The sequence below is a fragment of the Magnetospirillum sp. LM-5 genome (assembly GCF_902729445.1).
Classification (GTDB): Bacteria; Pseudomonadota; Alphaproteobacteria; order Rhodospirillales; family Magnetospirillaceae; genus Magnetospirillum.
The window spans coordinates 64,267-78,712 of record NZ_CACVCE010000006.1; the positions used below are offsets into that span (position 1 = coordinate 64,267).

12 protein-coding genes and 2 riboswitches are annotated in these 14,446 nt (G+C 65.4%); of the genes, 6 read left to right on the forward strand and 6 right to left on the reverse strand.

Annotated elements, in window-relative coordinates; translation table 11 throughout:
• Nucleotides 1-2: 2 nt before the first annotated feature.
• The 6 genes from MTBLM5_RS04470 to MTBLM5_RS04495 all read right to left on the reverse strand — a co-directional run bounded on the left by MTBLM5_RS04470 (nt 3) and on the right by MTBLM5_RS04495 (nt 6,075).
• On the reverse strand, nt 3-758 hold the full coding sequence (locus MTBLM5_RS04470; RefSeq protein WP_173974588.1) for an ABC transporter substrate-binding protein: 756 nt from the start codon (nt 756-758) through the stop codon (nt 3-5).
• A 91-nt stretch (nt 759-849) separates the two neighbouring features.
• On the reverse strand, nt 850-2,364 hold the full coding sequence (gene gcvPB / locus MTBLM5_RS04475; protein WP_173974589.1) for an aminomethyl-transferring glycine dehydrogenase subunit GcvPB: 1,515 nt from the start codon (nt 2,362-2,364) through the stop codon (nt 850-852).
• 2 nt (nt 2,365-2,366) lie between these two features.
• Nucleotides 2,367-3,716: an aminomethyl-transferring glycine dehydrogenase subunit GcvPA gene (gcvPA, locus tag MTBLM5_RS04480; RefSeq protein WP_173974590.1), complete on the reverse strand. Its 1,350-nt coding sequence runs from the start codon at nt 3,714-3,716 to the stop codon at nt 2,367-2,369.
• 8 nt (nt 3,717-3,724) lie between these two features.
• Nucleotides 3,725-4,102 carry a glycine cleavage system protein GcvH gene (gene gcvH / locus MTBLM5_RS04485; protein ID WP_173974591.1) on the reverse strand — a complete coding sequence of 126 codons (378 nt, stop codon included), beginning with the start codon at nt 4,100-4,102 and terminating at the stop codon, nt 3,725-3,727.
• Between the two features lie 3 nt (nt 4,103-4,105).
• Nucleotides 4,106-5,224: a glycine cleavage system aminomethyltransferase GcvT gene (gcvT, locus tag MTBLM5_RS04490; RefSeq protein WP_173974592.1), complete on the reverse strand. Its 1,119-nt coding sequence runs from the start codon at nt 5,222-5,224 to the stop codon at nt 4,106-4,108.
• A 58-nt stretch (nt 5,225-5,282) separates the two neighbouring features.
• Nucleotides 5,283-5,397: riboswitch (glycine riboswitch) on the reverse strand.
• Between the two features lie 3 nt (nt 5,398-5,400).
• Nucleotides 5,401-5,507: riboswitch (glycine riboswitch) on the reverse strand.
• Nucleotides 5,508-5,574: 67 nt separating this feature from the next.
• Entirely contained in the window at nt 5,575-6,075 is a 501-nt protein-coding gene (locus MTBLM5_RS04495) for an SH3 domain-containing protein (RefSeq protein WP_173974593.1), read from the reverse strand.
• 174 nt (nt 6,076-6,249) lie between these two features.
• On the opposite strand from MTBLM5_RS04495, the gene MTBLM5_RS04500 reads away from it, so the two are divergent.
• The 6 genes from MTBLM5_RS04500 to MTBLM5_RS04525 all read left to right on the forward strand — a co-directional run.
• Nucleotides 6,250-7,236 carry a D-glycerate dehydrogenase gene (locus MTBLM5_RS04500; RefSeq protein ID WP_173974594.1) on the forward strand — a complete coding sequence of 329 codons (987 nt, stop codon included), beginning with the start codon at nt 6,250-6,252 and terminating at the stop codon, nt 7,234-7,236.
• A gap of 64 nt (nt 7,237-7,300) precedes the next feature.
• Nucleotides 7,301-7,858, forward strand: coding sequence for a transcription elongation factor GreB (greB, locus tag MTBLM5_RS04505; protein ID WP_173974595.1), 558 nt, complete (start codon nt 7,301-7,303; stop codon nt 7,856-7,858).
• A 135-nt stretch (nt 7,859-7,993) separates the two neighbouring features.
• Nucleotides 7,994-8,497: a YbjN domain-containing protein gene (locus MTBLM5_RS04510; protein ID WP_068498843.1), complete on the forward strand. Its 504-nt coding sequence runs from the start codon at nt 7,994-7,996 to the stop codon at nt 8,495-8,497.
• Between the two features lie 129 nt (nt 8,498-8,626).
• Nucleotides 8,627-9,424 carry a pyrroline-5-carboxylate reductase gene (proC, locus tag MTBLM5_RS04515; protein ID WP_173974596.1) on the forward strand — a complete coding sequence of 266 codons (798 nt, stop codon included), beginning with the start codon at nt 8,627-8,629 and terminating at the stop codon, nt 9,422-9,424.
• A gap of 1 nt (nt 9,425) precedes the next feature.
• Entirely contained in the window at nt 9,426-11,525 is a 2,100-nt protein-coding gene (gene uvrB / locus MTBLM5_RS04520; RefSeq protein WP_173974597.1) for an excinuclease ABC subunit UvrB, read from the forward strand.
• 122 nt (nt 11,526-11,647) lie between these two features.
• Nucleotides 11,648-14,446: tandem-95 repeat protein (locus MTBLM5_RS04525; protein WP_173974598.1), on the forward strand; the 2,799-nt coding region annotated here is incomplete at its 3' end.

Here is a 14,446-nt window from a genome sequence, read left to right on the forward strand (position 1 = left end):
GATCAGTGGATCCCGCGTTCGGCCCCCATGGATTCCTTGATGAACTTGATCCGGGCCTGATTGACCACCATCCAGGCATCGAACTCGGCGATCACGTCGGCGCGCCGGGTCGAGGACAATTGATAGAAATCGCGGGAATGCGGCAGGTCGGAATCGAACACCACCGCGCCCGGCATCGCCAGTGACGTCGCCAGCACGTAACTGGCCACCGCCACGCTGGCATAGGCGCCATCGATATGGCCGACTGCCGCCTGTTTCAGCAGCAGTTCCATCCGCGGGTTTTCCTTCAACTGGGTCTTGCCGGCTTTGATACGGTCCAGCCAGGCGAACGGGGTGAACCCGGCGACCGTGCCCAGCACCCGCACGGAATCGGCGCCCAAGCCCTTGTTGGCCGGGCGGACCATGACGCCATCGACATAGGCGATCACCGGCTGGCTGTAATAGACCTTGGTGCCCTGCTTGACGTCGCCGGCCCATTGGGCATTGTCGGGAAACTTGACGTCGATGCTGCCGTTGATCAGTTCGGCGAACAGCCGCTTGATCGGCAGTGGGCGATAGACGATGCGGTAGCCGCGATCCTTGCCGAACGCGTCCAGAATCTCGCGCGCCGCCCCGACATAATCGCCGTCGCGCAGGGCATAGATCGGGTAATACTCAAGCTCCTCGACGCCGACCACGAGTTCCTTGTCGGCGGCGCCGGCCGGCCATGGCGCGGCCAGCACCATCAGGATCAATACTAAGGCGCACAGCCGACGCATTCACGGATTCCCTTGCGGCCGGGAGACCATCGTCCCGAGCATCTGCACAGGATGCATCGGGGTATCCTCAACCGCAAGGGGGTATCTGTGCTTAACTCGCGCTGTTGGCGCCGGGCTTCCAGCGCAGCACCGGGGTCCGGGCGGCCAGGGTCTCGTCCAGGCGACGCCGGGGCGTCAGGCGCGGTGCCGCCTTGAAATCCTCGACCATGCCGTCCTTGGCCTTGGCGGCCAGGCCCAGCACGACGCGGATGAAGCCGTCCAGGGTTTCCTTGGTCTCGCTTTCGGTGGGTTCCATCAACAGGGCGCCATGGACCACCAGCGGGAAGTACATGGTCATCGGATGGAAGCCCTCGTCGATCAGCATCTTGGCGAAATCCAGGGTGCTGATTCCGGTATCCTTCAAGAAGCGATCGTCGAACAGGCATTCATGCATGCACGGGCCGTCGAACGAGGCGGTCAGCACGTCCTTCAGCCGCGCCAGCAGGTAATTGGCGTTCAGCACCGCATCGGTGCTGGCCTGACGCATGCCGTCGCTGCCCATGGACAGGATATAGGCCAGGGCGCGGATGAACACGCCGAACTGGCCGTGAAAGCCCTTGACCCGCCCGAAGGGCTTGGCGCCTTCGACCTCTTCGGCGTGCTCGATCAGCGTCAGGCCATTGGGGCCGTGCACCACGAAGGGCAGCGGGGCATAGGGGGCCAGCTTGTCCGACAGCACGGTCGGGCCGGAACCGGGGCCGCCGCCGCCATGGGGGGTCGAAAAGGTCTTGTGCAGGTTGATATGCATGCAGTCGATGCCGAGATCGGAAATCTTCACCCGGCCGACGATGGCGTTGTAATTGGCGCCGTCGCAGTAAAAGAAGGCGCCGGCTTCGTGGGTGGCCTTGGCGATCTCCAGGATTTCGGATTCGAACAGGCCGCAGGTATTGGGGTTGGTGACCATGATGCAGGCGACGTCGTCGCCCAGCTTGGCCTTGAAGGCCTCGACATCGACGCGGCCCAAGGCGTTGGCCGGAACCGGATCGACGGTGAAGCCGCACATGGCGGCCGAGGCCGGGTTGGTGCCGTGCGCCGATTCAGGCACCAGCACGCGGCGGCGATGGCCCTGGCCGTGATCCTCGTGATAGGCGCGGATGGCCATCAGGCCGCACCATTCGCCGTGGGCGCCGGCGGCCGGGCTCATGGCCACCGCCGGCATGCCGGTCAGGCCCTTCAGCCAGAAGGCCAGAAGGTCGATGACCTCGAGCGCGCCCTGGATTGTGGATTGCGGCTGGAACGGGTGCAGATCGGCCAGGCCGGGCAGGCGGGCGACCTTTTCCGACAGGCGCGGATTGTGCTTCATGGTGCACGATCCCAGCGGATAGAAGCCGGAATCGATGCCGTAATTCTTCTGCGACAGCCGGGTGTAATGGCGCACCATCTGCGGCTCGGACAGGTCGGGCAGGCCGATGGGGGCCTTGCGGGCCAGCCCGCCCAGACGGTCGAGATCGATGGGCGGGGCCTCGGGCAGGTCGATGCCGTCGCGCCCGGGCGAGGATTGTTCGAAGATCAGCGGCTCTTCCAGCAAAAGTCCGCGATGGCCCGAAATGGTCTGGATGTCGGACATGGTCACAGCACCTCGTTCAGGGCGGACACCAGGGCGTCCATGTCGGCCTCGGTGTTGGTCTCGGTGACGGCCAGCAGCAGCACCGGGCGCAGTTCCGGCCAGCCGGGGAAGAAGCGGGCCGCCGGCACGCCGGCCAGGATGCCCTTGGCGGCCAGCGCCTCGACGATGGCGGTTGCGTCGATGTCGTCGGCGAACGTCACGGCGAATTCGTTGAAATAGGTTTGCGACAGCACCTTGATGCCCTTGACTGCCCGCAGCTTCCTTTCCAACTGCACCGCCAGCGCATGGTTCAGATGGGCCAGCCGGGCCAGCCCGGTCTCGCCCAGCAGGGTCAGGTGCATGGTGAAGGCCAGGGCGCACAGGCCGGAATTGGTGCAGATGTTGCTGGTCGCCTTCTCGCGGCGGATATGCTGCTCGCGGGTCGACAGGGTCAGCACGAAGCCGCGCCGTCCGTCCTGATCGACGGTCTGGCCGACGATGCGGCCGGGCATCTGGCGGACATATTTGTCCCGCGTCGCGAACAGGCCCAGGCCGGGGCCGCCGAAATTCATGCCCATGCCGAGGCTTTGGCCCTCGACCACCACGATGTCGGCGCCCATGGCGCCGGGGCTTTCCACCAGGCCCAGGCTGACCGGCTCGGCCACCATCACCACCAGCAGGGCGCCGTCGGCGTGGCAGGCCTCGGCCAGTGGCCGCAGATCCTGCAGGCCGCCGAAGAAGCCGGGGTTCTGCACCACCACGCAGGCCGTGCGCGAATCGATGCGGCCGATCAGGTCCTCCATCCCCAGCGGGTCGGGCGACAAGGCCTCGGCTTCCAGCTCGGTATATTTCAGGAAGGTCTCGGTGGTCTCGCGGTATTGCGGGTGCAGGCTGCCCGACAGCAGGACGCGGGGCCGCTTGGTGATGCGCGCGGCCATCACGGCGGCCTCGGCGATGGCGGTGGCGCCGTCATACATCGAGGCGTTGGCCACCTCCATGCCGGTCAGCAGCGCCACCTGGGTCTGGAACTCGAACAGATATTGCAAGGTGCCCTGGCCGACCTCGGGCTGATAGGGGGTGTACGAGGTCAGGAACTCGCCCCGGCTCAGCAGCTGGTCGATCGCCGCCGGCACATGGTGGCGATAGATGCCGGCGCCGATGAAGAACGGCGCGCAGCCGGCCGACAAGTTCTTGCCGGCCATGCGGGTGAATGCGCGCTCCACCGCCATCTCGCCCAGGCCTGTCGGCAGGTCGAAGCTGGCCGCCTGACGGGCCGAAACCGGGACGTCGGCGAACAATTGCTCGACGTCGGAGATTCCGATGGCCGCCAGCATGGCGCGGCGGTCGGACTCGGTATGGGGCAGATAGCGCATGGGACGGTTTACTCCAGGCCCTTGACGTATTCGTCATAGGCGGCGCGGTCCATCAGGCCGGCCAGTTCGGACGGATCGGACAGGGTGATGGTGAAGAACCACGCGCTTTCCTCGGGGCTTTCATTGACCAGGCCGGGTTGGTCGGCGATGGCCCCGTTGGCCTTGACCACCGTGCCCGAGGCCGGGGAATAGACCTCGGACGCCGCCTTGACCGATTCGACCACGGCGCATTCGTCGCCCTGCTTCAGGGTGCGGCCGGCCTCGGGGACCTCGACGAACACCAGATCGCCCAGGGCGTGCTGGGCATAGTCGGTGATGCCGACGGTGCCGGTCGAGCCTTCGACCTTGATCCATTCATGGTCCTTGGTGAAACGCATCTCGCTCATCGGTCAGACTCCCTTGAAATAGCGGTGGGCGACGAAGGGCATGGCAACAATGGTGGCGTCCAGGGGCTTGCCGCGGACCACCAGCTTGACCTTGGTGCCCGGCTGGGCGAAGGCGGCCGGCACATAGCCCATGGCCAGCGGGCCGTCCAGGCTGGGGCCGAACCCGCCCGAGGTCACCTCGCCCAAGCGGTTGCCGGCCTCGTCGGTGATTTCGGTGTGGGCGCGCGCCGGCGCCCTTCCGTCGGGGCGGATGCCGACGCGGCGCTTGGCCGGGCCGTCGGTCAGTTCCTTCAAGATGCGGTCGGCGCCGGGGAAGCCGCCCTGCTCGCGGCGGCGCTTGCCGATGATCCACGACAGCCCGGCTTCGATCGGGCTGGTTTCGGTGTCGATGTCGGAGCCGTACAGGCACAGGCCGGCCTCCAGGCGCAGCGAATCGCGCGCCCCCAGGCCGACCGGCTCGACGCCGGGCAGGCCCAGCAGCAGTCGGGCCAGCTTCTCGGCCTTGGCTGAAGGCACCGAGATCTCGTAGCCGTCTTCGCCGGTATAGCCCGAGCGGGTGATCAGAGCCTCGATTCCGGCGACATGGGTCTGGCGGATCGACATGAAAGGCTGCTGGGCGGCGCCGTCGCACAGGCCGCTCATCACCTCGGCCGCCTTCGGGCCTTGCAGGGCCAGCAGGGCGCGATCATCCAACATACGGATGTCGGCGTCGGCGCCCAGCTTATCCTTCATGTGGGCGAAGTCGGCCTGCTTGCAGGCGGCGTTGACCACCAGATAAAGCTTGGTAGCCGACAGCTTCGAGATCATCAGATCGTCAAGGATGCCGCCGGCCGGATTGGTGAACACCGAATAACGGGTTCGCCCCACCCCCAGGCCGGCGATGTCGCCGGGCACCAGCTTTTCCAGAAGCGCGGCGGGATCGGCCGCCTCGATGGTCACCTGTCCCATGTGCGAGACGTCGAACAGGCCGGCACCCGAGCGGGTGGCCAGATGCTCGCCCAGGATGCCCTTGGGATATTGCACCGGCATGGCATAGCCGGCGAAAGGCACCATCTTGCCGCCCAGTTCGCGATGCAACGCGTCCAGCGGGGTGGTCAACAGCACGGTGTCGGATGGGCTCACCGGTTCCTCCTCAAGTGGATCAGGACTCGCACTTCGGGCTTCAAGCCGTCGTGCCCCCCTCTGTCCTTGGAACCTGAAAGATTCACCGGTTCCGCACCGGCAAGCGGTTCGGGGCGGACGGCTTACATCGTCGGTGGGCCCGACTTCCGGGGAAGTCCGGCCGCTTTCCAGAGCTTCATCGCCCCACGGTCCGTTTGCCTGAGAGTTTCCAGGGGCGGTTGCTCCTTCGGCGCCGACCTCACAACACAAGATGTTGTGGATCGGACTCTCCCACGGGGGTCATCTGTGGTGGCGAGTGTAGCGGCCCGGGCGGTGGAGTCAATCGCGCCCCGGATTCCATCCACAGGAATTTATTCTATCCACTCGCCCTTATAGACGCCCCAGAACTCGTCGCGCTTCAGCCAGCCTTGGGTCTGCTGGATTTCCACCCGGCAGAAATCGCGATTGCGCGGGCATTGCAGCAGCCGGCCGAACACCCCGGCCTCGATCGTGGCGACCTGGTCGGCGGAGTCGGCGTCGGATGCGCGCAAGATGCGGGTGGCGCCGATCACCACCATCATGCGCCGTCCTTGCAGCATCGATTGATGGACCCATCCTTCCGAGCCCTGCCAGTCGCGAATCTTGCGCCAGGCTTCGAACTCGGCGACCACCTCGACCGGCAGGTCCTTCTTCGAATAAATCCAGTCGATGGGGTAGCGCACGCCCGGGCCCGTGCGCAAATTTACTTCGTCGGACCGCAGCGACACGAAGCGGGGCAGCGGTAAACCGCTGGTTTCACCGGCGGTTGCCGTCTGGCCGGCGGCCAGGGCCGCCGTCAACACCAGCATCGCCAAATGTCGCCACAGGTTCATCAACGGGTCCGTTCGGTCTATGATGCGAAAGCGGGCGCATTATAGGCGGCCAAGCGCGGCCCGGGTCAAGGGCGCCAAGCCGTACGGTCGTCTGCGTCAACTGTTCGCTGGACAAGGGGCGTCGTCCTTGCTAGGTCGAGAGGCCAAGATCGGGTTACGGGAGGAGCAACAACAATGATTCAGAAAAAGCCCGTCGTCGTCGTCACCAGGAAGCTGCCCGATGTCATCGAGACGCGGATGATGGAGCTGTTCGACACCAAGCTCAATCTGGACGACCACCCGATGTCGAAGTCCGAATTGATCGAGGCGGTCAAGACCGCCGACGTGCTGGTGCCGACCATCACCGACCGCATCGATTCCGGCATCCTGGCCCAGGCCGGCCCGACCCTGAAGCTGATCGCCAATTTCGGCACCGGCGTCGACCACATCGATCTGGCCAGCGCGCGCCAGCGTTCGATCACCGTGACCAACACGCCGGGCGTGCTGACCGAGGACACCGCCGACATGACCATGGCGTTGATCCTGGCGGTGCCGCGCCGCATGGGCGAGGGCGTGCGCCTGATGCGCTCGGGCGACTGGGCCGGCTGGAGCCCGACCCACCTGCTGGGCCACCGCATCTGGGGCAAGCGCTTAGGCATCGTCGGCATGGGCCGCATCGGCCAGGCGGTGGCCAAGCGCGCCAAGGCCTTCGGCATGTCGATCCACTATCACAACCGCAAGCGCCTGCATCCCGAGATCGAGGCCGAGCTGGAAGCCACCTATTGGGAAAGCCTGGACCAGATGCTGGCCCGCATGGACGTGGTCACCGTCCATTGCCCGCACACCCCGGCCACCTTCCACCTGCTGTCGGCCCGGCGCCTGTCCCAGCTGCAGCCCCATGCCTATGTCATCAACACCTCGCGCGGCGAGATCGTCGACGAGAACGCCCTGATCCGCATGCTGCAAAAGGGCGAACTGGCCGGTGCCGGCCTGGACGTCTTCGAGCACGAGCCGGCGGTCAATCCCAAGCTGTTGCAGCTGGACAATGTGGTGCTGTTGCCGCACATGGGCTCGGCCACCATCGAGGGCCGTGTCGATATGGGCGAGAAGGTGATCGTCAACATCAAGACCTTCGCCGACGGGCACAACCCGCCCGATCGCGTGCTGGCCAGCATGCTGTAAGGTTCCAAGACGGTATCCGGGCCCCGGCCAAGTCCGGGGCCCTTTTCTTTTGTGGCGACAAATCATGAGCAAGGCCTTCACCCGCGAGAATGACGGCGACGATGACGACTTGCCGGAAGGCGTGGCGCCGATCCCGAAGGGCTCGCCCAACTACATCACGCCGGCCGGCTTCGCCCGCCTGCAGGCCGAACTGCGCGAGCTGACCCGGGTCGAGCGGCCCAAGGTGGTGGAAGTGGTGTCGTGGGCCGCCGGCAATGGCGACCGCTCGGAAAACGGCGATTACATCTATGGCAAGAAGCGCCTGCGCGAGATCGATCGCCGCATCCGCTTCCTGACCAAGCGGGTCGAGGCCGCCCGGGTGGTCGATCCGGCGGCGCAGACCAACCGGGATCAGGTGTTCTTCGGCGCCACCGTCACCTATGCCACCAGCAAGGGGATCCAGCGCACCATCACCATCGTCGGCATCGACGAGGCCGACATGACCAAGGGCCGGGTCAGTTGGATCGCTCCGATCGCCCGGGCCTTGATGAAGGCCGCCGAGGGCGACGAGGTCCCGTTTCGCGCCCCCGGCGGGCCCGAGACCCTGGAAGTGGTGGAAATCAGCTATATCCCGGTGGATTGAGCCGCTTATCCACAAGATTTGGTATGTGACGCGAAGCTTTCCCTTGCAGCCGGGGAACCCCTGCTTGTAGCCTGCCGCTTGTGTTTTACAAGGACTGCCGCCCCCATATCTTGGGGTGTGGCGCGGGGGACTCCGATGAGCATGGCACTGGGTTTCGAGGACGATATCGGTCCCAATCCGCTCGATCTGGTCGAGCAGTTGGTGGCCGGCAACGACTGGGCCTTCGACCGCCGTTCCGACGAGGAACTGGCCGTCGAGGTTCCGGGACGCTGGTGCAATTACTCCCTTTATTTCGCCTGGCGAGCCGACATGGCGGCGCTGCACTTCACCTGCGCCTTCGACATGAAGGTGCCGGCGGCCAAGCGCTCTCAGGTGTGCGAGCTGCTGGTGGCGATGAACGAGAAGCTGTGGCTGGGCCATTTCGGCCTGTGGGAGGAAGAAGGCCTGCCGATGTTCCGCCACACCGCGCTGTGCGCCAGCCCGGCGGCCCTGGCGCCCGAGCAGATCGAGGACATCGTCGATCTGGCGGTGACCGAGTGCGAGCGCTTCTATCCCGCCTTCCAGTTCGTCATCTGGGGCGGCAAGAGCCCGAAGGAAGCGATGGCCGCCTCGCTGCTGGAGACGGTGGGCGAGGCGTAGGGGGTTCCTTTTTCGCAGCCGGCATGGTCATCTCTTAGACGTCATGCCCGGACTTGATCCGGGCATCCATGGACCCCCGGGACAGGCCCGGGGGTGACGGCTGCGACGCTGACGATGGGAGTGACCCCCGTGACCAAGATTTTGCTGGTGGGCTGCGGCAAGATGGGATCGGCCATGCTGGCCGGCTGGCTGGAACAGGGTATCCGCCCCGCCGATGTGGTGGTGGTCGAGCCCAACCCGGCCCAGGTGCCGGCGGGCGTGGCCCTGGTCGGCGGCGCCGATGCGATCCCCGCCGCCTTTTCCCCCGATATCGTCATTCTGGCGGTCAAGCCGCAGGTGATGGCCGATGTGGTTCCGGCCTATGCCCGCTTCGCTGGCCAGGCCACCTTCCTGTCCATTGCCGCCGGCAAGCCCATATCCTTTTTCCAGACCCATCTGGGGCAAGGCGCGGCCATCGTGCGGGCCATGCCCAACACCCCGGCGGCGGTGCGGCGCGGCATCACCGTCTGCTGTGCCGGCCCTGGCGTGACCGACCAGGCCCGATCGTCCTGCCAGTCGTTGCTGCAGGCAGTGGGCCAAGTGGCGTGGATCGAGGATGAAGTCTTGATGGATGCGGTGACGGCGGTATCGGGCTCGGGTCCGGCCTATGTCTTCCTGCTGGCCGAGGTGATGGCCGAGGCCGGCGCCCGGGCCGGTTTGCCGACCGAGCTGGCCGCCCAGCTGGCGCGGGCCACAATTGCCGGTGCCGGCGAATTGCTGCGTCAAAGCAATGACAGCGCCGCCCAGTTGCGGATCAACGTCACCAGCCCCGGCGGCACCACGGCCGCCGCGCTTTCGGTGCTGATGGATGGGGCCAAGGGCATGGGGCCGTTGATGGTGGACGCGGTGGCGGCGGCGACGCGGCGCGGCAAGGAACTGGCGGGATAGAATGCCTGTCCTGCCCTTCGTCGAACGCCCCGATCTGCCGACCGGCCGCGCCGAATTCAAGCTGGTGTCGGATTACCAGCCGGCCGGCGATCAGCCGGCGGCGATCGCCGAGCTGGTGGCCGGGCTCGAGCGGGCCGAACGCGATCAGGTGCTGCTGGGGGTCACCGGCTCGGGCAAAACCTTCACCATGGCCCAGGTCATCGCGCGCACCGGCCGGCCGGCGTTGGTGCTGGCCCCCAACAAGACCCTGGCGGCCCAGCTTTATGGCGAGATGAAGGGCTTCTTCCCCGACAATGCCGTCGAGTATTTCGTGTCCTATTACGACTATTACCAGCCGGAAGCCTATATCCCGCGCACCGACACCTATATCGAGAAGGACAGCGCCATCAACGAGCAGATCGACCGCATGCGCCATGCGGCGACGCGGGCGTTGCTGGAACGGCGCGACGTGGTGATCGTCGCCTCGGTGTCGTGCATCTACGGTATAGGCTCGGTGGAATCCTATGCCCGCATGACCGTACCGCTGAAGGTGGGCGACACCATCGACCGCACCGAGCTTTTGAAGCAATTGGTGACGCTGCAATATACCAGGAACGATGCCGCCTTCGAGCGCGGCACCTTCCGGGTCCGGGGCGATTCGGTCGAGATCTTTCCGGTCCACTATGAAGACCGCGCCTGGCAGGTCAGCCTGTTCGGCGACGAGATCGAGGCCATCGCCGAATTCGATCCGCTGACCGGCGAGAAGACCGTGCGGCTGACCGAGGTGGTGGTCTATCCGTCCAGCCACTACGTCACGCCGCGCCCGACCATCACCGCCGCCATGGCCGGGATCAAGGCCGAGTTGAAGGACACCGTGGCCCGATTCGAGGCCGAGGGCAAATTGCTCGAGGCCCAGCGCATCCGCGAGCGCACCACCTTCGATCTGGAAATGCTGGAAACCACCGGCCACTGCAAGTCGATCGAGAATTATTCGCGCTATCTCACCGGGCGCAATCCCGGCGAGCCGCCGCCGACCCTGTTCGAGTATCTGCCCGACGACACGCTGCTGATCGTCGATGAAAGCCATGTTACCGTGCCGCAGATCGGCGGCATGTACCGGGGCGACTATGCCCGCAAGAGCACGCTGGCCGAATATGGCTTCCGCCTGCCGTCCTGCGTCGATAACCGCCCATTGAAGTTCGAGGAATGGGAAATCATGCGCCCGGCCTCGGTGTTCGTGTCGGCGACGCCGGCCCCGTGGGAGCTGGAAAAGACCGGCGGCGTCTTCGTCGAGCAGGTGATCCGCCCGACCGGCCTGATCGACCCGGTGTGCATCGTCCGTCCGGTCGAGCATCAGGTCGACGACCTGCTGGCCGAGGTCAAGAATGTCGCCCGCAACGGCCAACGGACCCTGGTCACCGTGCTGACCAAGCGCATGGCCGAGGATTTGACCGAGTACCTGCACGAACATGGCGTGCGCGTGCGCTATCTGCATTCCGACATCGACACCCTTGAACGCATCGAGATCATCCGCGACCTGCGCCTCGGCGTCTTCGACGTGCTGGTCGGCATCAACCTGTTGCGCGAGGGTCTCGACATCCCCGAATGCGCGCTGGTCGCCATCCTGGATGCCGACAAGGAAGGCTTTTTGCGCTCGAAGACCTCGCTGGTCCAGACCATCGGCCGGGCGGCGCGCAACATCGACGGCCGCGTCATCCTTTATGCCGACACCATCACCGCCTCGCTGGAATACGCCCTGGCCGAAACCCAGCGTCGCCGCGACAAGCAGACCGCCTACAACCTGGCGCACAACATCACCCCGGAAAGCGTCAAGAAGGGGATTTCCGACCTGCTGGATTCGGTGGCCGAGAAGGATTACGTCACCGTCGATACCGGCGATGCCGGCCTGGCCCACGCCATCGGCCACAATCTGGGGGCGGTCAAGGCCGACCTGGAAAAGCGCATGAAAGCCGCCGCCGCCGACTTGGAGTTCGAGGAGGCCGCCCGCCTGCGCGACGAACTGCGCCGGCTCGAGGCGGTCGAACTGGGGGTGCCGGTCGAGGCCGGCAAACGCCCGCAACCCCAGCGTCAGCCCAAGGGACGCGGCCGTTCACGGCGCTGAAGGGGCGTTCAGATTCTAGTGGATTTGTGCGCAAGAACCTGCCATCATAATAGATGATCCATCCCGGACCGCATTGCGGCCGGGCTTTTTTTTGCCCTTTTGGATGCTCGGGGAGCAAGATCATGGCCGACGATCTCGACGAAAACCAGACCAACGCGCAGACCGACAATCCGAATTCGGGCTCGCAAGGCGTTGCGCAGCAGGCTTTGGATGACCTGACGGTCCTGTCGGACGTCGGCAACCAGAACATGGGCGAGACGCGGCTGAACGTCGCGCGCGCGGTCGATGTCAATGATGCGGCGCTGGGTTCGCTGGCGACCATCCACCAGGGCTCGAACGAGGGCGAGCAGATCCAGCAGGGTCTGGACCTCCAGGTCGGCGAGATCGTGCAAGATGAGGTTTCGGTCGACCAGGCCAAGACGACGGTGATCGAGACCCCGCCGGTCGCCGAACTCGATGGCGCCGCGGCCGAGGCGGCCCAGGACGTGGCGGTCGATACCCGGCTGAATGTCCGGATCCAGGACGACCTGAGCGAGCAGAACGTCATTTTCGGCGACCCGATCGTCATCGAGCAGAACGCCGAAGAAGCCGTGGCCCCGACGGCGACGGCAGACGCTGCCGTCATCGACGCAGCCGAGATCGTGCCCGAAGCCGCCCTGGACGAGCTGTTCGTCGATGCCCCGCCGGCTATCGGCGGCATCTATTTCGACGATCCGGCCACCAGCGATCCGACCCTGGTGCCGCTGGGCTCGCCGCAGACCATCAACGAGGATGGTGAGCTGAAGTTCGTCATCGACGCCGTTGACCCCGATGGCGGCTCGGTCAGCATCAGCTTCAGCCAGCCGGCGCACGGTTCGATCACCGTCAACGGTGACGGCAGCTATTCGTACACGCCGGACGAAAACTACTTCTCGTCCTATACGAACCAGGATGGGACGTTCGATTTCGCCGACCAGGACAGTTTCACCGTCTTCGTTTCCGACGATGAAGGCAACACCATCAGCCAGACGGTGACCATCGACATCAAGAACGTCGATGACGAATCGGTCTTCACCATGACCGGCGGCGCCGGCGACGAAGACACCACCATCACCGGCACCATCAGCGCGACCGACATCGACGGCGCCATCGTCAGCTACGAGCTGGTGGGCGACGCGACGCATGGCAGCGTGACGGTCAATGCCGACGGCAGCTATTCCTTCACTCCCGACGCCGACTGGAACGGCAGCGACAGCTTCACCGTGCGCGTCTATGACGACAAGGGCGGCTTCAGCGATCAGGAAGTCACCGTCGACGTGGCGGCGGTTGCCGACGAGGCGGTGATCACGGTTTCGAATACCGAGGGGGTCGAAGACAGCACGATCACCGGCCAGATATCCATCTCCGATGCGGATGGTGGGGTTGCTAGTGTCGAGTTTATCACCGTTCCCGAGCACGGCGTTCTCGAATTCACCCAGGATGGTCAATATCGCTTTACGCCCGATCCTGACTGGAACGGTACCGATAGTGTGACGATCCGTGTCACCGATGCTAAGGGCGGCACCACCGAGCAGACCATTGAGCTCAATGTCGCGGCGGTCAATGACGCCGCCACCTCGGACGGCATCGTGATCGAGGGCTCGGACACCCCGGTCGAAAGCGTCGCCATCAGCGAGGATAGCGGCCTGACCTTCGCGGTCGATGTCACCGACGCCGAGGGCGGCGCGGTGGACATCGCCTTCGCCGATAACCCCAACGGCAGCGTGACCGTCAACGATGACGGCACCTTCACCTTCACGCCGACCGGCGACTTCACCGGCGCCACCGAGCTGACCTACACGGTCACCGATTCCGAGGGCATGACCACCACCAACACCGTGACCATCAATGTCGGCGCGGTCGAGGACGAGGCGGTGGTCACCGCCACCGGTGGTTCGGGCGCCGAAGACAATGTCGTCACCGGCACGATTTCCGCGACCGACGTCGATGGCGGCGTGGTCAGCATCGAGCTGGTGGGTGACGCCGCCCACGGCAGCGTGACGGTCAATGCCGACGGCACCTATTCCTTCAGCCCGGATGAAAACTGGAACGGCACCGACAGCTTCACCGTTCTGGTGACCGACGCCAATGGCGGCACCACCGAACAGACCGTCACCGTCAATGTCGGTGCGGTCGAAGACGAAGCGGTGGTCACCGTCACCGGCGGCGAGGGCTCGGAAGACGGGGTGGTCACCGGCAGCATCAGCGCCACCGATGTCGATGGCGGCATCGCCTCCATCGAGTTGGTGGGCGACGCCGCCCACGGCAGCGTCGAGCTGAACCCCGACGGCACCTATTCCTTCACCCCCGACGCCGACTGGAACGGCACCGACAGCTTCACCGTTGTCGTGACCGACGCCAATGGCGGCACCACCGAGCAGACGATCACCGTCAATGTCGAGGCGGTCAACGACGCCGCCACCACCGACGGCATCGTGGTCGCAGGATCCGACACTCCGGTCGAGAGCGTCAGCATCAGCGAGGACAGCGGCCTGGTCTTCGCGGTCGATGTCACCGACGCCGAGGGCGGCGCGGTGGACATCGCCTTCGCCGACAATCCGAACGGCAGCGTGACCGTCAATGACGACGGCACCTTCACCTTCACGCCGACCGGCGACTTCGCCGGCACCACCGAACTGACCTACACGGTCACCGATTCGGAAGGCGTGACCACCACCAACACCGTCACCGTCAATGTCGGCGCGGTCGAGGACGAAGCGGTGGTCACCGCCACCGGTGGTTCGGGCACCGAAGACAACGTCGTCACCGGCAGCATCAGCGCCACCGACGTCGATGGTGGCGTGGTCAGCATCGAGCTGGTGGGCGACGCCGCCCACGGCAGCGTCGAGCTGAACCCCGACGGCACCTATTCCTTCACCCCCGACGCCGACTGGAACGGCAGC